The sequence below is a fragment of the Vibrio sp. OY15 genome (assembly GCF_000742455.1).
Classification (GTDB): domain Bacteria; phylum Pseudomonadota; class Gammaproteobacteria; order Enterobacterales; family Vibrionaceae; genus Vibrio; species Vibrio alginolyticus.
Genome location: NZ_JPIL01000003.1, coordinates 108,035 through 127,814, shown reverse-complemented (window position 1 = coordinate 127,814; position 19,780 = coordinate 108,035). Strand labels below are relative to the sequence as shown.

General features: G+C 44.4%; 17 protein-coding genes. 7 read left to right on the top strand and 10 right to left on the bottom strand.

The features are described 5' to 3' along the window. Positions 1-261: 261 nt before the first annotated feature. Positions 262-849, top strand: a complete 588-nt coding sequence (locus IJ23_RS04550) for an outer membrane beta-barrel protein (protein ID WP_017820436.1) — start codon at positions 262-264, stop codon at positions 847-849. Between the two features lie 38 nt (positions 850-887). On the opposite strand, the gene IJ23_RS04545 is transcribed toward IJ23_RS04550, so the two are convergent. Next, positions 888-1,439: a gamma-glutamylcyclotransferase family protein gene (locus tag IJ23_RS04545; protein ID WP_025768214.1), complete on the bottom strand. Its 552-nt coding sequence runs from the start codon at positions 1,437-1,439 to the stop codon at positions 888-890. 182 nt (positions 1,440-1,621) lie between these two features. On the opposite strand from IJ23_RS04545, the gene IJ23_RS04540 reads away from it, so the two are divergent. Beyond that, positions 1,622-2,806 carry an NnrS family protein gene (locus IJ23_RS04540; RefSeq protein WP_033905560.1) on the top strand — a complete coding sequence of 395 codons (1,185 nt, stop codon included), beginning with the start codon at positions 1,622-1,624 and terminating at the stop codon, positions 2,804-2,806. A gap of 73 nt (positions 2,807-2,879) precedes the next feature. Here IJ23_RS04540 and IJ23_RS04535 read toward each other — a convergent pair whose 3' ends face one another. The 5 genes from IJ23_RS04535 to IJ23_RS04515 form a co-directional block, all read right to left on the bottom strand. After that, the gene (locus tag IJ23_RS04535; protein WP_005391702.1) at positions 2,880-3,833 is read right to left on the bottom strand and encodes a CorA family divalent cation transporter; all 954 of its coding nucleotides are present in this window, start codon (positions 3,831-3,833) and stop codon (positions 2,880-2,882) included. 276 nt (positions 3,834-4,109) lie between these two features. Further along, positions 4,110-5,669 (bottom strand): glycerol-3-phosphate dehydrogenase, encoded by a 1,560-nt coding sequence (gene glpD / locus IJ23_RS04530; RefSeq protein ID WP_033905559.1) that lies wholly within the window; start codon positions 5,667-5,669, stop codon positions 4,110-4,112. Positions 5,670-5,845: 176 nt separating this feature from the next. Beyond that, complete coding sequence (locus IJ23_RS04525; protein ID WP_005380192.1) at positions 5,846-6,637, bottom strand: DeoR/GlpR family transcriptional regulator; 792 nt, start codon at positions 6,635-6,637, stop codon at positions 5,846-5,848. 159 nt (positions 6,638-6,796) lie between these two features. Continuing rightward, complete coding sequence (glpK, locus tag IJ23_RS04520; protein ID WP_005380193.1) at positions 6,797-8,314, bottom strand: glycerol kinase GlpK; 1,518 nt, start codon at positions 8,312-8,314, stop codon at positions 6,797-6,799. A gap of 59 nt (positions 8,315-8,373) precedes the next feature. Continuing rightward, a complete protein-coding gene (locus IJ23_RS04515) occupies positions 8,374-9,228 on the bottom strand; it encodes an MIP/aquaporin family protein (protein WP_005380195.1) in 855 nt (284 codons plus the stop codon). A gap of 896 nt (positions 9,229-10,124) precedes the next feature. On the opposite strand from IJ23_RS04515, the gene glpT reads away from it, so the two are divergent. Together glpT and glpQ are read left to right on the top strand one after the other, a co-directional pair. Continuing rightward, positions 10,125-11,489 (top strand): glycerol-3-phosphate transporter, encoded by a 1,365-nt coding sequence (glpT, locus tag IJ23_RS04510; RefSeq protein WP_005380199.1) that lies wholly within the window; start codon positions 10,125-10,127, stop codon positions 11,487-11,489. A gap of 56 nt (positions 11,490-11,545) precedes the next feature. Beyond that, the gene (gene glpQ, locus IJ23_RS04505; protein WP_005380201.1) at positions 11,546-12,601 is read left to right on the top strand and encodes a glycerophosphodiester phosphodiesterase; all 1,056 of its coding nucleotides are present in this window, start codon (positions 11,546-11,548) and stop codon (positions 12,599-12,601) included. 70 nt (positions 12,602-12,671) lie between these two features. Here the strand turns inward: glpQ and dapD are convergent, their stop codons facing one another. Then, positions 12,672-13,703, bottom strand: a complete 1,032-nt coding sequence (gene dapD / locus IJ23_RS04500; RefSeq protein ID WP_033905558.1) for a 2,3,4,5-tetrahydropyridine-2,6-dicarboxylate N-succinyltransferase — start codon at positions 13,701-13,703, stop codon at positions 12,672-12,674. A 446-nt stretch (positions 13,704-14,149) separates the two neighbouring features. Here dapD and IJ23_RS04495 point away from each other — a divergent pair, with 446 nt between their 5' ends. Next, a complete protein-coding gene (locus IJ23_RS04495; RefSeq protein WP_033905557.1) occupies positions 14,150-14,764 on the top strand; it encodes an AHH domain-containing protein in 615 nt (204 codons plus the stop codon). Continuing rightward, positions 14,748-15,350: a hypothetical protein gene (locus IJ23_RS04490; RefSeq protein WP_033905556.1), complete on the top strand. Its 603-nt coding sequence runs from the start codon at positions 14,748-14,750 to the stop codon at positions 15,348-15,350. Before IJ23_RS04495 ends, IJ23_RS04490 begins: the two co-directional genes overlap by 17 nt. A gap of 57 nt (positions 15,351-15,407) precedes the next feature. On the opposite strand, the gene IJ23_RS04485 is transcribed toward IJ23_RS04490, so the two are convergent. Further along, positions 15,408-15,707 (bottom strand): YebG family protein, encoded by a 300-nt coding sequence (locus IJ23_RS04485; protein ID WP_005386503.1) that lies wholly within the window; start codon positions 15,705-15,707, stop codon positions 15,408-15,410. Positions 15,708-15,835: 128 nt separating this feature from the next. Continuing rightward, complete coding sequence (locus tag IJ23_RS04480; RefSeq protein WP_033905555.1) at positions 15,836-16,762, bottom strand: LysR substrate-binding domain-containing protein; 927 nt, start codon at positions 16,760-16,762, stop codon at positions 15,836-15,838. 109 nt (positions 16,763-16,871) lie between these two features. Between IJ23_RS04480 and IJ23_RS04475 the strand changes: the two genes are divergently transcribed. Beyond that, a complete protein-coding gene (locus tag IJ23_RS04475; protein ID WP_017636010.1) occupies positions 16,872-17,846 on the top strand; it encodes a TDT family transporter in 975 nt (324 codons plus the stop codon). Between the two features lie 75 nt (positions 17,847-17,921). On the opposite strand, the gene IJ23_RS04470 is transcribed toward IJ23_RS04475, so the two are convergent. After that, on the bottom strand, positions 17,922-19,745 hold the full coding sequence (locus IJ23_RS04470; protein ID WP_033905554.1) for a DUF3413 domain-containing protein: 1,824 nt from the start codon (positions 19,743-19,745) through the stop codon (positions 17,922-17,924). Between the last annotated feature and the right edge of the window lie 35 nt (positions 19,746-19,780).

Genomic DNA, 19,780 nt, shown 5'->3' with positions numbered 1-19,780 from the left:
AAATAAAGCCGTAAACGTAAGGATTATATTGCTGTAAAAATACTGAAAAACGCGACTGGTTTGGAAACTTGCTACTTGTGGTAACTCTAGTACTTAATAGGACTCGAGCTGTTTAGAGTTTAATCAAGCAAACGTTTTATTGTTCATGTTTATGTTTTGTGTCTCATTTTATAAACAAATCAATAGGAAAGTATTCAACTCTATTTATAATCTCCGCGCTTTTAAAAGCTGTCTAACAGTATGAAAAATTAGGAAATTATAATGAAAAAAGTATTGCCATTATTGGCTTTAGGTGCAGTGGTTGCTTCAGCATCAGTTCAAGCAAAAGGTAACTGGTATGTTGGTGCTGATTTGGTAAATTCAGATCTTAAAGTTAAAAGCTTGTCAAAAGATCTTTCTGCGACAGGTCTTAGCCTTGCTGTAGGTAAAGAGCTTCAATATTCAGAAAACTTCAAACTAGCTTTTGAAGGTGAGTACATATACTTTGGCGACTTTGAAGAAACATTTTCTTACATGGGGTGGCCGGTTAAATTTAGTGTTGATGCTTCTGCGTTCAATTTCAATGCGAAGCCTAAATACCAATTTGCAGGTACAGGCTTCTATGTTGGTGCGATTGCTGGCCTTGGTGTAATGAGTGTTTCTTATGAAGTGAAATCATCTAGCACTGTTACCGATGATGGTCGTGATGTAGGCTTTAACTACGGTGTTGAGGCTGGTTATGAGTTCGCTTCAGGTTTGGTTGTATCTGGTGGCTACCGTGCTTCTTCGGTAAGTATTGATGCCGAAAACGGTGGCAGCGAAGATTTTGATTTTGACAGCCTGTACGTTGGTGTTGATTACAAGTTTTAAGCTCGCGTAAGCAAAACATAGATACTAAAAAGGAGCCGTTAGGCTCCTTTTTTTATTAGATTATCAATCAACTCATAATGGTGATCTTGTACGCCTGCAAGGTTGCCATATTTGGGTTGGTGGCGGTCATTTTCTTTCGCGTGTTGCCAGCCAATGGTGTGACGCACAAAATGCTCTGCAAACGCGTGGGAAACTTCCAAGCAACCTGCCAGTACGGTATCAACATAACTTTGCATGATTGGGCTCTTTTCGCATGGTGGTAGTGGCTCGTCTTTTACGTAAACCCAAATGTCATGTTCTTGGTTAAAACTCGCATCTGTTTCGATTTGATCTGGCTGAAGTTGAATACGATGATAACCTCGCTCACGGCGGTCGAATTCTGCGAGCGCTTCTTCATTTACTTCGAGTAAAACGCCATTAACCTGTCCATCGCCTTGGTTCACCACTAATGGAGAGAGGCTGTAGCTGTCGTCAATCTTCCCCCAGTAGCGAACCAACCCATGTGCTATGACGGGAATGGCTTCTCCCGTTTGTCCGGTTAACTTACGCGACGCAGAATTAATCAAACTGCCATAGCCAAATATGTACATTGTCGTTGCATCCCTTAACTGATAGTTGTGCCTCTCATGTTTATACCTAACCCGCATCTGAAGCACAACTTTACCTCTTAAGTATAATCTTAATTATAAACATGTATTTTTTATACATGTTTATGATAGCATCAATATGTAGTTGAGTTAACCAGCATCGAGAGACGCTTGAGGGCAAGATAATGCTGAATATCACCGATAAAAAAGTAGAAGAAAAAATCCCCGCATGGCTGCGATTAGGCTTTCGGCCGTTTTTTCTGTTTGGGTCGATTTACGCCATTGTTGCGATTGCGTTGTGGGTGTGGATGTTCCAAGGCGGACAGCCAAACGCATTAGCCGTGCCTGCATTGTGGTGGCACGTACATGAAATGTTGTTCGGTTTTTCGATGGCCATTGTAGTTGGCTTTGTACTGACCGCGGTACAAAACTGGACTGGCATTAATGGTACCAAGCATTACATGCTTCTGGCTTTATTTGGCTTGTGGTTAGTGCCCCGCATATTGCTTTGGACACCAGCACCGTTATGGTTAACCAGCAGTATCGAAGCGGTATTTTTACTGTTTGTCGCCTATGAGGTGGGCATTCGTGTGTATCGAGCCAAAGGTTGGCGTAATTTGTTTTTCGTTCCACTGTTTCTTTTAGCCATCTTTGCGAACTTTGCAAGCTACGCAACGATAAAAGGTATGCCGCCCTTTAGCTCTTCAGCGGTGTGGCAAGCAATGCTGTGGTGGTTTACCTTGCTGTTGTCAGTGATGGGCGGACGTGTGATTCCATTTTTTACTGCGCGTCGATTTAATTTCGAAAAAGCGCAACCATTGGCTTGGTTAGAGTGGTTCGCGAACTTGCCATTGGTAATGCTATTTGTGCTGAGCTTTTTCCCTGTGACGTTTGCAGAACTAGGTAGTCCTTTGATGCTATTTGCAGGTGTTGCTCAGTTGGTGCGTTTTGTTCGCTGGAAACCTTGGTTAACCCTGAGCGAGCCTTTAGTGTGGTCGCTGCATGCTGCGTATTTGTGTTTACCACTAAGCTTAATTTTGCGAGGCGTCTGGGGAGATGCATTTGCCAGCCATAACCTCATTCACCTGTTTGCGATAGGTGCGTTAGGCGGTTTGATTTTAGCGATGATTGCACGGGTGACGATGGGACATACTGGTCGCATGATCTACAAAGGGCCAAACATGAGCCTTGCGTTTACAGCGATTACCGCGGCAGCTTTGGTTCGCAGTTTCGCCGTGATCTTTGACCCAGCGAACATGATGCTGTGGATTGATATCAGCGGCGGATTATGGATTGTTGCGTTTGGGCTGTTTGTGTGGCGCTTTGGTGTGATGCTTGTGACCCCTCGTGTGGATGGTCACCCCGGATAAGATTCTAATGTGAGTAGAGAAAAGAGGAGCCGCGTGCTCCTCTTTTGGTTTTTGTTCTTTATAGGTTTAGTGTTTATTCGTCTTCGTCGTCCGCTTTATTCGTGAGCCCCAAGCGTTTAAATAGCCACCACTCTAGACCAAAAATGACAATTAAGGCGATGCAGAACCAGGTGAATGCCATGGTGGATTCCACGCCTGGCATTCCACCAACATTGATACCGAGTAAACCTGTTAAGAAGCTGGTTGGTAGAAAAATCGTTGCTACCAAAGTAAACAGGTAACTGTTTTTATTGGTTTTCTCATCACGATGATGTTTGATCTCTTCTTGGAAAAGCGCCACTTCTCCAAGATAAAACTCAAGTGTTTCATTTATGCGCGTAATATTATTGTGTGCGAAGCGATATTGATGAGGTCTCAAAGCAATCAATTCTGATTCTGACTCCACAAGATCACGGATAGCGTACTGCTGAGGGCGAATAAAACGCTTGATAGAAATCAGTGCTTTTTGAGTCGCCATATGTTTGTACGTCGATTCATCATTCACGTCGAACTGGTTTAGTGTTTCTTCAATTGTATCAAGGTAAATGTCTATTTTACTGTTTAATCCTTCAATGATCTGATGAAGTAAACTAGCAAGACTTTTTGGGCCTTTGTGTTCCGCTAATGCTTGGCGAATCTCCATGATCGCGCGTGATGGAATTTTACGAGTTGAAATGAGTGCGCCTTGAAAGTAGAGAATTCGAATACTAAGCATATCTTCTGGTGATGCATTGCCGTTCATATTGACGCCTCGTAAAATCAACATGAAGTTCTCGTCATCTAAAGGATGGAAAGATGGTCGGCTTTCGTCGGCTAATAGATGATCAACCGTAGCTCGAGGTACTTGGTTTTGCTCCAGCCAACCACGAATATCAGGATGCAGCCGTTCGCAATGGTACCAATGCTTAGCTTGAATTTGCTCTGCCGTGGTGGATTGTTGAGTTGCTTCTGGGGTTGAGAAGTCCCAATGTTCAATCATAAAACCCATTTTCTTTTCCTTGTTTGAGCCGATACCAAAATAACCTCAAGATACTTCTTTCGCGAGAATTGCATTGCCATACAGAGGCAATGCTCTGAGTACGGTACTCTGAAGTCATTGATGCATTATTTTTCAAATGAGTATGATTGTATTTAACGCCAAATGTCTATGAATAGTTGTTCTTATTTGCAATCGAGTGGAGCGCACCAAGGTGTTGTGCTTAAACAACAAAACAAAAAGCCTGCAACTAAGCAGGCTTTATTGTGGGGGGAGGGAGGGGAGCTGTTAGCCAACTTGAGAAAGATTAACCACTTTCTGTTGTAGCTTTTTCTTCAAATAGTCCGTTAAGGCCTGTTTTTCTTCCTCGTTCATGTAAAGACCAAGCTTAGTACGGCGCCATAAAATGTCTTCATCGGTCATTGCCATTTCATGGTTCATTAAGTAATCGATCTCACGTTGGTAAACACCACCGGCTTGTGTCGAGAACGTTTGTCCTAAGTCAGCTTCACTTGTTGTACCTTCCATTAAGTTCCACGTTTGGGTACCAAACTGAGTGACATAACGAAGAATCAATGCTTCTGGCGCCCAAGTGTATTTAGCATGAATTTGTTTCGCTAATTGTTCACGACTACAGCTGAAGTTACCACCAGGAAGGGTTTGGTTGGCCGTCCAGTCTTTACCCATTTCAGGTAGGAACGGAGCAAGTTTCTTCATTGCTGCTTCACCTAACTTACGGTAGGTCGTTAACTTACCACCAAAAACAGAAAGCAGAGGTGCATGGTCGTATTCCGCATCGAGCTCTAGCGTGTAGTCTCGTGTGATTGCTTGCGGAGAGTCAGATTCATCGTCACATAAAGGACGAACACCGCTGTATGTCCAAACTACATCTTCGCGAGTCAACTGGTGGACAAAGTGTTGGTTTACGATATCAATGAGGTAATCGACTTCGTCATCTGAGATCGACACTTCACGTGGGTCACCTTTGTATTCCACATCTGTTGTACCAATGATTGAGAACTTATCTAAGTAAGGAATCATAAATACGATGCGATTGTCTTTGTTTTGAAGAATGTAGGCTTGCGGTTCGTTGTGGATACGAGGAACAACGATGTGCGAGCCTTTGATTAAGCGAATGTTACGAGGAGAGGCTTGCTCTAATCCATCATCAAAGAACTGTTTTACCCAAGGCCCCGCAGCATTGACTAACGCTTTCGCTTTACGTTCGAAACGTTGGTCTGTCATCACATCGTGAATAGTAACATGCCAGATACCACCTTCACGGTGTGCTTTTTCCACGCGGCAGTAGTTACGCACTTCAGCATGGTTTTCGCGAGCCGCAAGAACGTTCAGTAATACTAAACGTGCATCATCAACCCAACAGTCAGAGTATTCGAAACCCGTTTTCATTTCTGGTTTTAGCAAGCCAGATTTCGCAAGGTTGACGGTTTTACTGCCTTGCAGCGTCGTACGTTTACCCAAGTTATCGTAAAGGAAAAGGCCACAACGAATCATCCAAGCTGGGCGTAGGAATGGGCGATGCGGTAAACGGAAACGCATTGGTAGTGCGACGTGTGGTGCTTTACGAAGAATAACCTCACGCTCTGCGAGCGCTTCCGAAACTAAACGAAACTCGTAGTGTTCAAGGTAGCGTAAACCGCCGTGTATCAGTTTAGAACTTGCTGAAGAAGTCGCAGATGCGAAGTCATTTGCTTCGTATAAGCCAACACTCAAACCTCGGCCAGCTGCGTCTGCTGCAATACCAGCTCCGTTAATGCCGCCACCGATTACGATCAAGTCTAAGGTAGTGGATGAGCTAGTAGTGGAAGCATTATTTTGTATACTCATAAATTTGACCTCTTGGTGAGCGAACGAGCATTTTAGAACATAATGTAATCCTAGCTCAGGTTTCGTTTGTGATCATCTATTATTTTCGTTTGTGAGCGTTTTGTGTGATTTAGACACAAAAAAACCTCTGTCTAATTAAGACAGAGGTCATTTGAGGGGGAGTTATACGATTGACGTTACTCGTTTTCGGAGTTTGATTCGTTAGCTTCAACCACTTCAAGTGGGATAGAAGCTTCCTTCAAAATTGACAAGATTTCTTCTGGTGGCTGCTTATTGGTAAAGATCATGTTGAGCTGTGCAATATTGCCTAGTTTCACCATAGCATTGCGCCCGAACTTGGTGTGGTCTACGGCAAGAAATACACTACGGCTATTGTCAATGATCGCTTGTTTGACCCGGACTTCGTGGTAATCAAAGTCTAATAGCGAGCCATCGAAGTCGATACCGCTAATGCCGAGAATGCCAAAGTCGAGACGGAACTGTTTAACGAAATCGAGGGTAGCCTCGCCAACAATACCGCCGTCTCTGCTGCGGACTTCTCCACCCGCTAAGATGACTTTGATTTCAGGGTTAGGGAAAAGAATGGTCGCAACATTGATGTTGTTGGTGACAACACGCAACTGTTTATGGTTTTTATTGAGCGCTCGCGCAACTGCTTCTGGTGTGGTGCCGATATCGATGAATAGTGTGGCACCATCTGGAATGTGTTTGACTACCTCGTCTGCAATGACATCTTTTTCATTGAAGTTGAGCGCTTTACGCGTGTTGTAAGATGTGTTTTCAGAACTGAGAGGAATAGTGGCTCCACCGTGATAACGACGAATTTTGTTGTCATCGGCGAGTTCATTGAGATCGCGTCGGATGGTTTGTGGGCTGACATTGAATCTTTCTACTAACTCATCCGTGCTGACATAGCCTTGTTTTTTCACCAGCTCAACAATCTGCTGGTGTCGAGGTATTTGCTTCACTTACCACTCCCTTGTGCATTGGTAACGGCCAATGCTTCAAATTCGAAGCTCTATTGTGCTCGAATTTGCTCGTTGTGAGAAGTAAGCGAGTTCAGGAATCGGGGATAAAGCGCAAAAAGAGCGCACAAATGGCGCTCTTTTTTTCTTATGGAGATGAGATTAATCTTCTTCGTCGTGAAGTTCAGACCAGGTTTGTGCACATTTCACTGCACGTTTCCAGCCCTTGTAACGACGATTGCGTTTTTCTTCATCATCGTGTGGCTCAAAGGTGCGATCAAGTACCGCTTTATTCTGCAACTCATCAATGCTATCCCAGTAACCAACTGCAAGGCCGGCAAGGTAGGCTGCACCAAGAGCGGTAACCTCAGTTACTTGAGGGCGGTGTACTTCTGTGTTCAATACATCGGATTGGAATTGCATTAGGAAGTTGTTCGCTACTGCACCACCATCGACGCGAAGGTTCGCAAGCTTAATGCCTGAGTCAGCTTGCATCGCATCCAGTACGTCACGAGTTTGATAAGCGATGCCTTCCAATGTTGCACGGATGATATGGTTTGAATTCACACCGCGAGTAAGGCCGACAATCGTGCCACGTGCGTAGGCATCCCAGTATGGAGCGCCTAAACCAGTAAATGCAGGCACGACATAAACGCCGTTTGATGTATCCACTTTTGTCGCGAAGTATTCAGAGTCTTCTGCACCGTTTAGGATTTTCAATTCATCGCGTAGCCATTGGATAGAAGCTCCACCCATGAATACGGCGCCTTCAAGTGCATAAGCTGGTTCGCCTGCAGGACCACAAGCCAAAGTAGTTAGAAGGCCATGTGTCGAAGTGACTTTTTCTTGGCCAGTATTCATTAGCAAGAAACAACCCGTACCGTAAGTGTTTTTCGCTTGACCCGCTTCAACACACATTTGGCCGTAAAGCGCCGCTTGTTGGTCACCTGCGATTCCAGAAATAGGAATACGAGTACCGCCTTTACCACCGATGTTGGTTTTACCGTAAATTTCCGATGAGCGCTTCACTTCTGGCATCATAGATGCTGGGATGCCAAGCTCATCTAACATTTTTTGATCCCAACATAGATCGTTGATGTTAAACAGCATGGTACGCGATGCGTTAGTGTAGTCGGTTACGTGAACGCGACCTTGAGTCATCTTCCAAACTAACCAAGTATCGACAGTACCAAACAACAGCTTGCCTGCTTCTGCGTCTTCTCGTGCGCCTTCAACATTGTCCAGAATCCATTTAACTTTGGTACCTGAGAAGTAAGGGTCAAGCACCAAACCAGTGTTGTCACGTACATAGTTTTCGAGACCGCGTGCTTTTAAATCTTCACAGATATCAGCAGTACGGCGACATTGCCATACGATCGCATTGTAAACGGGTTTACCTGTTTCTTTGTTCCAGACGATGGTCGTTTCACGCTGGTTAGTAATACCGATAGCCGCTAATTGGTCGCTACGGATGCCAGACTTAGCTAGAGCTTCTACTAAAGTAGAGCTTTGTGTTGCCCAGATCTCCATTGGATCATGTTCAACCCAACCAGCTTCTGGATAAATCTGAGTAAATTCGCGTTGCGCGACGCTTACGATGTTCGCATCGTGATCAAGAATCACTGCGCGAGAGCTTGTTGTACCTTGGTCCAGGGCAACAATGTATTTTTGCTCAGTCATGGTAAGAATCCTTTTGTTTCGTTATTTATATTTTAGTAAATGTTCGAGTTACGTCAGTTTTAAGCTCTAGCTTCTTCTGTTTCTTCTTCCGTCTCACATTGGTTTGGAATCGTACAACCGTGGCCTTGTTGTGGAAGGTAAGCGGCAATCGCTTTTGGATACAACCAACCACCAAAACACGCACCTGCAATCGGAGCAAGTAAAGGCACGATAAAGTAAGGAATGTCTTTAGCACCTGTCAGAGCGTAATCCCAACCTGCGAAGTAAGCGAACAGCTTCGGTCCAAAGTCACGAGCAGGGTTCATCGCAAAGCCTGTTAGTGGGCCAAGTGAACCACCGATGACGGCAATCAAAATACCGATCAATAGAGGGTTCATTGCGCCACGTGCTGCGCCGTTATTTTCATCGCCCAGAGCCAGAATCGCAAACATCAGCACAGCAGTGATAACGAATTCCACAGCAAAAGCACCAAAGAAAGAGAGGGAGGCATGCGGATAGGTTGAGAAGATACCAGCAGTTGCTAGTGCATCTTGGCTGCTGCGAACGAAGTTATGAGCGATTTCGTAGTCGGTGAAAAGGTTGCTGTATAAGCTGTATACCAATGCAGCAGAACAGAATGCCCCAAGCATTTGAGCGATAATGTATGGCACCACTTTCGCCTTATCAAAACCATGGAACATAGCAAGTGCGATGGTAACGGCAGGGTTGATGTGTGCACCAGAGACGCCAGCCGTACAGTAAATAGCGATGGCGACACCGAAGCCCCATACAATACTGATTTCCCATTGTCCAAATGATGCGCCTGTTAGAACTAAGGCTGCAACACAGCCTACGCCGAAGAAAATAAGTAGTCCTGTACCGATAAACTCGGCCAAACATTCTCCGAGCAGAGAGGGGTGTTTGTTCGTTGTCATGTTAAAAGTCCTTTGATCATTTTTGCCTGTCTAGCACGGTACTATTGTGCATATATAAACGTTTGCGAAAACAAACGAGCGTTAAAAATGAGCGTTTGAGCATAAATTTGTTAATCAAAGTCTTCGTTTTTGTTAAATGGCGCATCTTTTAACCGGAAAAGAACACAACGAAAATAATTTATTTGTCACGAGGCCAGTGTTGAGAGCGCTCAAATTACCGATGTGAAAAAGAATGCACAACTGGTAAGAGGAGTTTTGTGAAGCTGCTACGTGCTTGGAGATTTATTACACAGAACTTGTGCAGCAGTTAACCCTAAAGGAGTAGGAGAATGTCAAATGTATCAAGGGCTAGCAGTGATATAAAAAAATACGCTGTCATGTTTGGACTTTTAGAAAAATCGTCATCCCATTGATACCAATAGGATGAGTTGAGAAGAGAATAAACGCTGTTAATGTCTTGTGTTTGTGAATCATTGCTTCGGCTTGTATTCAAATAAAAATTGTTTTTTTTATTTCGTTTGATGCTAAACGTGATCGTTTTTCAGCTTTTTAGTTATTAGTTGGTTCGGAGCGAGTAGGGCAGGCGTAAATCGCCCTTTTTACGGTTAGTTTATGTTCTAATTCGAGCCTTTGTTTCAAAGGTTTCGAATTGGAATGCTCAAGTGAGAGGTTTGAATGTCAGTTTCATATTAACGAATCTTGAGTAAAGTTGAACGATGATCTAATTAATGCTCATATAATTTACTGTATTTACTTATATTTAATCCATGTGCAACATTTGTCACAGAAATAAAATCCTAACTCCATACAATTCATGAACTTTCGAACGAAGATTTATTTTGTTTCGTTCGCTCCTTTTGTGTTTTTACCATCGCATACAAAATAATGAGGTTCCTATGTTTGGAATATTCAAACCTAAGGCGCACATTGATCGTCTGTCCCCTGGCAGCATCGATAGCACCTACTCTCGCCTCCGTTGGCAACTCTTTATCGGTATCTTTGTTGGCTACGCCGGTTACTATCTAGTTCGTAAAAACTTCAGTTTGGCGATGCCTTATCTTATCGAGCAAGGCTTTAGCCGCGGAGACTTAGGTGTCGCCTTGGCAGCTGTTTCCATTGCATATGGTCTCTCTAAGTTTCTAATGGGCAGCGTTTCAGACCGCTCCAACCCTCGCTATTTCCTTAGTGGCGGCCTATTGATGTCTGCATTAGTGATGTTTTGCTTTGGCTTTATGCCATGGGCGACTGGTAGCGTCACTGCGATGTTCATTTTGCTTTTCTTAAACGGTTGGTTCCAAGGGATGGGGTGGCCTGCTTGTGGCCGAACCATGGTGCACTGGTGGTCACGTAAAGAGCGTGGTGAGATCGTTTCGGTTTGGAACGTGGCGCACAACGTGGGTGGCGGCTTGATTGGTCCACTATTTATTCTTGGCCTATGGGCATTTAACGATGATTGGCGCACTGCATTTTATGTTCCTGCATTTTTCGCCACGTTGGTTGCTGTGTTTGTTTGGATGACGGTTCGCGATACCCCTCAGTCTTGTGGTCTGCCTCCGATTGAAGAGTACAAAGACGATTACCCAGATGACTATGACAAGTCCCATGAACAAGAAATGACAGCGAAGGAAATCTTCTTCAAATACGTCTTCAACAACAAACTTCTTTGGTCGATTGCAATTGCAAACGCATTTGTTTACCTAATTCGTTACGGCGTACTGGACTGGGCACCGGTTTACCTAAAAGAAGCGAAGGATTTCTCGGTAGATAAATCGTCATGGGCTTATTTCTTATACGAATGGGCTGGCATTCCAGGAACACTATTGTGTGGTTGGATCTCTGACAAATTGTTCAAAGGTCGTCGTGCACCTGCTGGTATCTTATTTATGGTTCTAGTGACAGTTGCAGTGATGGTTTATTGGTTTAACCCTGCGGGCAACCCAACAGTAGATATGATGGCGCTTATTGCAATTGGCTTCCTAATCTATGGTCCGGTTATGCTGATCGGTTTGTACGCACTTGAACTCGCTCCGAAGAAAGCCGCAGGTACTGCCGCTGGTCTTACTGGTTTGTTTGGATACCTGGGTGGGGCAGTTGCCGCAAACGCGATTTTGGGCTACACCGTAGACCACTTTGGCTGGGATGGTGGCTTTATCATCTTAGTGGGTTCTTGTATTACTTCTATCGTGTGTTTGATGTACGCCTTCTTAGGTGAACGTGCGCACCACGAGCAAAAAGAGCGCGAGAAGGAAGCGCTAGCGTAATATTTATTTAAAGAGGCAGTGGAATACTGCCTCTTCGCTTTATCAAGGAAATAACAATGAAAACAAAGTCAGTATGTCTTACTTTTTTAGCACTTAGCCTCTCTGCTGGTGCGATTGCGAAGCCGCTTGTCATTGCGCACCGTGGCGCATCGGGCTACTTGCCTGAGCACACGCTAGAAGCCAAAGCACTTGCTTACGCAATGAAACCTGACTACATAGAACAAGATGTGGTAATGACGAAAGACGACCAGTTGGTCGTGTTGCATGACCATTATCTCGATCGCGTAACGGATGTTGCGGAGCGTTTTCCTGATCGTGCACGTAAAGATGGTCGTTATTACGCGATTGATTTCACTCTGGCGGAAATCAAATCCTTGCGAGTTACCGAAGGGTTCAACATCGATGAGAAAGGCAACAAAGTAGCGGGCTATCCAACCCGATTCCCTATGTGGAAATCTGACTTCACCGTGCCGACGTTTGCTGAAGAGATTGAGCTGATCCAAGGCTTAAACAAAACGCTGGGTTATGACATCGGTATTTACCCAGAAATTAAAGCGCCTTGGTTCCATCGTCATGAAGGTAAGGACATTTCTAAAGCAGTACTTAAAGTCTTGAAGCAGTACGGTTACGGCTCTCAAGACGACAAAGTCTACCTTCAGTGTTTTGATGCGAATGAACTTCAACGCATCAACAGTGAACTCATGCCTGCAATGGACATGGACTTAAAGCTCGTTCAGCTTATGGCTTACACGGACTGGAACGAAACTATGGTGTACAAAGGCGACAAGGCAACACCATACAGTTATGACTGGATGTTCGAAGCCGACGGAATGAAGAAAGTAGCGAGTTACGCGGAAGGAATTGGACCTTGGAAGCCGATGCTGGTGGATGATAAGTCAACCAAAGACAATATCATCATCAAGCCGTTGATGAAGGCTGCAAAAGACGCTGGCTTGCAAGTGCATCCATACACGTTCCGCGCCGATCCAGGACGCATTCCAGCGTACACTGACAGCTTTGAAGGCATGATGGATGTGTACTACAACCAAGTAAAAGTGGATGGTTTGTTTACTGATTTCCCAGATAAAGCGGTCAGCTTTTTAAATCAGTAATCACGCATTTTTCTTTAAGCTAAAAAATCCCCCAACAGTTTCCTGCTGGGGGATTTTTCTTAACTATTTATTAGTTGTTTTTATGCAGTTCGCTGTTCAGTTCAACCGCGCTCTTGTTAGCAAGACATTCGATTTGACCTGTTACAGAGTTACGACGGAACAGTAGGTCAGAAACTCCAGCAAGATCGCGTGCTTTCACCAGTTCGACTTCTTGACCGTCAGAATCTAGCATGCGTACTTTAGAACCAGCAGTTACGTATAGACCTGATTCGATAGTACAACGGTCACCCATTGGGAAGCCAAGACCTGCGTTCGCGCCTAGTAGCGAGTTTTCACCTATAGAAACCACAACTTTACCGCCGCCAGATAGCGTACCCATGATAGATGCGCCGCCGCCGATGTCAGAGCCGTTACCAACCACTACACCAGCAGAGATGCGACCTTCAACCATGCTCACGCCAGTTGTACCTGCGTTGAAGTTGATGAAGCCTTCGTGCATTACCGTTGTGCCTTCGCCAACGTGTGCGCCAAGACGTACGCGAGAAGTGTCAGCGATACGAACGCCAGTTGGTACCACGTAGTCCACCATTTTAGGGAACTTGTCTACGCAATCTACGCTTAGTGCACGACCCGCTAGGCGAGCTTCGATTTGACGCTCTGCCAGTTCAGGTAGGTCGATTGGACCTTCGTTAGTCCATGCGATGTTGTGTAGTAGACCGAAGATACCGTCTAGTACCGTGCCGTGCGGTTGAACTAGGCGGTTAGAGATAAGTTGAAGTTTTAGGAAGCCTTCAGCAACGCTTTGTGGCTGCTCGTCAGTTGCAAGGATAACCAGTACAAGTGGTTGTGCTGATTCTGCTGCTTTTGCTGCGAAAGAAGCGTTTGCCGCATCGCCGTTTGCTTCAAATGCTGCTGCCAGTTCTGCGCTTTGTGCTGCAGAGATCTCGATAGCTTGGTTGCCTTGCTCGTAACCTGCTACTGCTGCTAGTGCGTTAACAAGCGCTTCGCTTGGGTTAAGAACTGGGTTTGGGAAAAACGCTTCGATGATTTTGCCGTCGCGGTTTTTAGTTGCCGTACCAAAGGCTAGAGAGAAGAAAGCCATAGTTGATCTCCATGTGTTGAGTCTTGTGTCTCGTCTGTTCACTGACAAGAAATAATTAAGTTGTCAGTCATCATAAAGAGAGTGTTGGGGAGTTTAAAGAGGGGAAATGGAGAAAGTCCGTAGATGGATACCTTTTGTCTTTTTAGAGATATGTTTGTCTGATGAGAAATGTGGCTACGAGGTGGTCTATTGGGGGAGTTTTGCTGAAACGATAGAAGGCAGTTTCTTGTCTCGGCTCTAGAAAGAAAGGGCGTTTTCCTATTCTGGCGAGTTCTTTCGAGATACAGAGGTATGTTTTTAATTGTTTAGAACAAGGTGTCGTATAAGTTCAAATAAATTTGGCGCAAGCTTGAGGCGGCTCGGTTTTGAGATAAATAATCCTTTATATTCATATTGATTCATATTAAGGTTGATCTACGTTTTTAAGCATTTTCAATGAGATCAGTATGGGTAAAAAAGTCGTTACGGTTACAACGTCTGAGCTGGAAAGAGATTTGTTTAATGTGACTGGTGATAAGTTATTCGCTTCCAAGCAAGCTTCGCAATTTCAAATATTTTATGCAGGTTCAGTGATAGATTCTATTAAGTATAAGAGAGGGGTGATATCCAAAGATGATCTTTTACTTAATCAACATATAAGGTGGGAGCATAATAAGGCCCATAGTTATCGCTTGGCCAAAAACATCCTTAAAAAAACAGGGCAATGTCGTCCTAAGAATGTAGCTGCTCATCATATTGTATCATGGAAAGACATTAGAGCTGCAAAGTCCAGAATGAGGCTATCAGCATTTCGAATCGATATAGATAGTGCGGAAAATGGTGTATTTTTACCAAGATGGAATAAACATGTGCCCCATTCGCAAATGGTTGAAGCTTATTCTCACTCCTGTATCCATACTTCATTTTACTATTTGAACGTTGAACATTTACTTGAAAATACGATTGCTCAGGATGCAGATAGAGAAGATATCGTTGAGGTTTTAGAGGATATTGGAGACGACTTGAAAATGGGCATGTTTCCAATAACCAGAAAAATAAGGGCGAATGAAATTGCAGTTTAAAAAACAAACTTTTACTAAGGTATTTGGTATTCAGCCAGATGTGGATAAATATTTATATCTAGAGCACACGAGCCTATTGGGTTTAGACGACGTGAATAATGAAGTTTTACCAATATTCAATGGAGCTTCAAAAATATCAACTTGGCAACCATTGACACTTGATTGGCTCCGGCATGATGATTCCGATGACTTAATAAAACCAATGATTGCTGCCTGGGGTAGCTGTACGTACGTAGTTCGCCATGATATTGCGAGCTTGTTCAAAGATACGCTCGGAGATTGTTGTGAATTCCTACCTGTAAATGTGGATAACTCCATTTGGTATGCACTTAATGTGACTTCTAAATTGGATGCATTACATACTGAACTGTGCGAGATAAACTACAAGCCAAATGGCAGAGTTCATAGAACTAGACCATATAAGCGTTTTGTTATTGATCGTGCTAAAGTTTCAACCCCGAGGCTCTTCAAATTAAGTGGTTCTCCAATAAGCATCTATACTTCAAATATCGACAATAGCTTTTTAAATCTAGTGACTAAAAACGAGTTTACCGGGGTTAGTTTTTATGAAATAGAGAGTGTTTAACTTCAGGAATAAAAAAACGCCGCATAATGCGACGTTTTTTCTAAACAAATGAGAGGCTTATGCAGCGTCTTCTTGCTCGCTATCTTCTTCAACAGCTTCAAGCTTCTTTGCTTTTTTTGGTGCAGGTTTACGTTTTGCACCCAGAGCGTAAAGCACTTCTTCTTTGTTTTGCGCAAGGTACATTGCAAGATCTTCTTGCTTACCTTCGTCTTCTAGAAGTTCACTTTTACCCAGCAGTGAGAATAACTCGTCTGCCATATCCAGCATTTTGTCGTATGCGTCAGCTTCCGCTTTAGAGGTAAAAGTCATTTTCTCTTCTCCATTGCGTTCTACCACGTACTTGACGATTACAGCCATGGTTGGTCCCCTAATTTGGTGTATTGATACTGGCTTTTTATACAGTTTTTGACCAATCAAGTCTAGCGACAAGCCTCAGAATGAGAGACACGTACAACTAACTGACTAGCATTTAAACTATCTTGGTTTCACTTTGCGGATTTGTCCGCCAAAGGAAGGTTTGTTGGTCGCTCCCAACCTTGGCAAAATTCGATAAACGTTTTGAGCAATGGGCTTTGATATTTCTCTTTATGAACCAGTAACCAGAAGCGACGTTTCATATCTAAAGGCATGTCGAGCAGTTTTACGCGGCCGTCACGAATAGCAGGTTCTGCAGACAAACGTGACAAACAGCCCAAGCCTAACCCTGCCGATACTGAGTTGATCAACGCTTCGGTGGTATTGAGCTGAAAAGCTTCATGCCAATGTTCCAAGCGCGGCGCGACAACGCGCATAAAAAATTCGCGTGAACCAGAGCCTGCCTCTCGCAATATCCATTCACTGTTTTCTAGCTCGGTTAAGTTTACTGGCCCTTCGTGCGCGGCTGGGGAATTGGGCGCGCAAATCACGCACATTTCATCTTCGCTAAACTGGGTAGACTGCAATTCAGGGTGAAGTGTTTTGCCTTCAATGAGGGCTATGTCTAACTCGTAATCGGTCAGCATGTCGCAGATTTGTGCGGAGTTAGAAATGAACAGACTTTGAGAACGATGGTTCGTTTGCTGACGAAATTCGCTAAGCAAATAGGGCGCGACTTGGTTGCCAATGGTGTCGCTGGCACCAATGCGAAGTTGGCCCGATAGCGCTTGGTCACCATCGAAAATGCTCTCGATGTCCTTGGCTCGGTTGAGTAATTCATCCGCCAGTGGCAGTAGTTTTTGACCTTCTTGGTTCAAAATCAGTCGGTTATTAACACGATCAAATAAGTGATGGCCGATCTGCTTTTCTAATTCTGAGAGTGCCATGCTCACTGCGGCTTTCGATAAAAAGAGACTATCAGAAGCCGCTGTGAGCGTTTTGTGCTGCGTGATCGTCGTAAACACTTTCAGTTGTTTAAGAGAAATGTGACTTGCCATACCCCACCGTTAAGTAATTCTGAACGTTTGTTTTAAATAATTAGATATATCGGAACGAAGTGCAAGCGTATTATACGTCTCATCAAGAGTGAGTCTGGTTGAGGTCATCATGATTCAAAGAACAAAAGCAAAAGTAATGGGAGCGCCAACTCCAATGGCGGGTTTGGCTCTTGGTATTGCAAGCTTGGGCTGGAGTTGGGAAAACTTCGCCGAATTACATGGCTACGGACAGTGGATTAGTGCGGGTATCGCGAGCATATTGTTGGCTATATTGGCAACCAAGTTTTTGCTACATAATCATCTATTGAGACAAGATCTTGCTCATCCGGTTGTGGGCAGCGTGGTTCCGACATTTGCGATGGGCACTATGGTGGTATCGAACTCTCTCGGCCATTTTTACCCATTAGCTGGCGATGCGCTTTGGCTGATTGCGGTGGTTTTGCACATCGTATTCTTGGTGAGCTTTGTTTACCATCGCGCCAAAGATTTTGAATTGCACCACATGGTTCCTAGTTGGTTTGTACCGCCTGTGGGTATCATCGTTGCGGATGTGTCTTTCTCTGGCAACCCTATGTTAGCACCAGTGGCACAAGGTGCATTGATGTTTGGTATGGTGGCGTACGCGATCATGTTGCCGATGATGATTTACCGTTTCATGTTTACCCATGAAATTCCGGATGCAGCAAAACCAACCATGGCAATTATGGCGGCGCCAGCAAGTCTATCATTGGCAGGGTACTTAACGGTCACTGCGACACCATCACCAGTGATCATCGCTATGCTATTTGGTATCGCGGTATTGATGACAGCCATCATATATCTCGCGTTCTTTAAATTGCTTAGACTGCCATTTAGCCCAGGCTATGCAGCGTTTACCTTCCCGATGGTGATCGGTGCGACGGCGCTGTTTAAAATGGCGAATTGGATGGAGTTGCAAGGATTGGCTGCGCACTATGTTCAACAAGTGCGAGGCTTAGCTGGTCTTGAGTTGATTGTGGCAACATTTGTTGTCTCTTATGTGGCTTTACAATACATCAACAACTTATTGATTCAGCCACGCTTGATGCACGCTCATCACGCTTAAATAGCAGATAGGAAAAAGCCTCTTGGTCTTACAACCAAGAGGCTTTTTTATTTCAATCGGCGTCGATGTTGGACACTAGCCTTTTTTGTAAAATCGCGACATCTCATCCAGAGAATGACGAATGATATCGACAGGAATTTTCTGTTCTTTCTCGACTTTTAACTGGCGATTCAGTTGCTGAGAGTGCCCGCCAGGGTTGACCACAAGCATCAGTTCTTTGCCGACCAATGCATAGTTGTAGTAGCTGCCTGCAATATACCAATCGCGAGAGGCAGAGCTATCAAACAAGTTATGACCAACGCTGTATGAACTCGTTGTGCCTTGAACGTCAAACAGCGTATTCATCATGGTTGGCACGACGTCAAAATGGGTCGTGCGGTAATCAACTTGCTCTGGCTGACGATTTGGCATGTACACGTAAAGAGGCACATGTACTTGAACGTCACTGTAGTTACCCGTGTGGCCCCAATAGTTCATCTTATGGTCGTTAAACTCTTCACCATGATCTGATGAAATCACCACAATGGTGTTGTCTAAGTCGACATTTTTCAGCACATCACCAATCAAGCTGTCGATGTAGTACAACGAGTTCTTGTATCGATTGTGGTAAAGCGAAGCGTCAAAATCGTTGTTGAGCAAAATGTGGTCAACGCGTTCCCAGTATGGTTTGAATTTCGCAAATTCAGGTTCAGGAAACACCGTGCCGTGGGCGGCATCGTAGAACAGAAAACCAAAGTACGGCTTGTCGCTGTCCTGCTTTTGGAACTCGATGAACTTGTCTGTTATCTGCTGATCGCGCTCGACAGTTGTTTCTCCAGTTTGTTTCAGGGTCAAGTCCGACACTTTTTTGAATACCGTGCGAGAAAGTGGCGGGCTGGTGAGCGGTGCTGAGCCAAAAATGCCCATGCGGTAGCCTTCTGCTTGCAGCGTATCCATAAACACAGGAGAGCGTTGACTTGCGTAAAAGCTTTCCCAGTAGGTCGCTGGCAAGCTGTAAAACAGGCTGAAAATACCCGCTTGAGTTGAGTTGCCGCCGCTCATATGTTGTGTGAAATTCACCGTTTTTTCGGCGAACTTGCTGACATTTGGCATGACTTCCGGCGTCGCATCACTGTAGCGCCACGCGTCAACCAAGATAAACAAAACATTGGGCTGTTTCTCTTTGCTTTGCACTTGAATCGGCGCAAGCGGGTAGTTGAGTGAGCTACGTTCAATGTTGGTTAACTCTACGCGGTTCTTCGATGCAATGTTCTCATCCACTAGGTCGTGTTTGTAAATAAATTTACGAGCCGTCAGCGGGTAGTAAAGTGGCCAGTTATTCGAAAACTGACTGACTTCATCGTCGTAAAGTGCGTTTTTGTACGCATGAATCATCTGCGTGCTAAGCAATACAGCAAACCAGACGCTGATCAAAACGAACTTAGCTCGGCTTTGTGCCAGTTGATTACTTACCCAAACGGTACAAGCGAGCCCGATCACCAGAACGGCAATTTCACTGATGAAGATTAGCCAACTCATCCACGAAATATCGAAGACATCATCACCACCTTCGAAAAACATACGGATTAATAGAGCGTTGATGTGAAGTTTGTATTGCTGAAAAACGAGAATATCGACTTTAAACATAATCAATAGACAGATCGCGATAGCGATCACGATGCCTTTGAATACTCGAGTCGGTAGAAAAGAGAGCAATAAACTCAACAACATAAATGGAAGAGCGATCAAGCCCAGCCAGCCATATTGAGTCGAAACCAAATAGTAACCTTGCAACAAGGTTAGCGGTTCATTCTGATTGTTAGACAACACAAAAGGATAACAAGCGATCGACAGGTACACTGCAAAGCAAGCAAAAAAAGCAATCAGCCAAGCGCTGTTGGAAGACAGTTTGCGAAACATACTTTTTGTTTGTTTATAAATTATGGGTAGAGGGA

What these genes read in the sequence shown, in the direction of transcription:
- IJ23_RS04490 (WP_033905556.1), top strand. Translation starts at nt 14,748, where the DNA reads ATGAAATTGCAGTTTAAAAAACAAACTTTTACTAAGGTATTTGGTATT.
- glpK (WP_005380193.1), bottom strand. Translation starts at nt 8,314, where the DNA reads ATGACTGAGCAAAAATACATTGTTGCCCTGGACCAAGGTACAACAAGC.
- glpD (WP_033905559.1), bottom strand. Translation starts at nt 5,669, where the DNA reads ATGAGTATACAAAATAATGCTTCCACTACTAGCTCATCCACTACCTTA.
- IJ23_RS04495 (WP_033905557.1), top strand. Translation starts at nt 14,150, where the DNA reads ATGGGTAAAAAAGTCGTTACGGTTACAACGTCTGAGCTGGAAAGAGAT.
- IJ23_RS04480 (WP_033905555.1), bottom strand. Translation starts at nt 16,762, where the DNA reads ATGGCAAGTCACATTTCTCTTAAACAACTGAAAGTGTTTACGACGATC.
- glpT (WP_005380199.1), top strand. Translation starts at nt 10,125, where the DNA reads ATGTTTGGAATATTCAAACCTAAGGCGCACATTGATCGTCTGTCCCCT.
- dapD (WP_033905558.1), bottom strand. Translation starts at nt 13,703, where the DNA reads ATGGCTTTCTTCTCTCTAGCCTTTGGTACGGCAACTAAAAACCGCGAC.
- IJ23_RS04475 (WP_017636010.1), top strand. Translation starts at nt 16,872, where the DNA reads ATGATTCAAAGAACAAAAGCAAAAGTAATGGGAGCGCCAACTCCAATG.
- IJ23_RS04550 (WP_017820436.1), top strand. Translation starts at nt 262, where the DNA reads ATGAAAAAAGTATTGCCATTATTGGCTTTAGGTGCAGTGGTTGCTTCA.
- glpQ (WP_005380201.1), top strand. Translation starts at nt 11,546, where the DNA reads ATGAAAACAAAGTCAGTATGTCTTACTTTTTTAGCACTTAGCCTCTCT.
- IJ23_RS04515 (WP_005380195.1), bottom strand. Translation starts at nt 9,228, where the DNA reads ATGACAACGAACAAACACCCCTCTCTGCTCGGAGAATGTTTGGCCGAG.
- IJ23_RS04540 (WP_033905560.1), top strand. Translation starts at nt 1,622, where the DNA reads ATGCTGAATATCACCGATAAAAAAGTAGAAGAAAAAATCCCCGCATGG.
- IJ23_RS04545 (WP_025768214.1), bottom strand. Translation starts at nt 1,439, where the DNA reads ATGTACATATTTGGCTATGGCAGTTTGATTAATTCTGCGTCGCGTAAG.
- IJ23_RS04535 (WP_005391702.1), bottom strand. Translation starts at nt 3,833, where the DNA reads ATGGGTTTTATGATTGAACATTGGGACTTCTCAACCCCAGAAGCAACT.
- IJ23_RS04485 (WP_005386503.1), bottom strand. Translation starts at nt 15,707, where the DNA reads ATGGCTGTAATCGTCAAGTACGTGGTAGAACGCAATGGAGAAGAGAAA.
- IJ23_RS04470 (WP_033905554.1), bottom strand. Translation starts at nt 19,745, where the DNA reads ATGTTTCGCAAACTGTCTTCCAACAGCGCTTGGCTGATTGCTTTTTTT.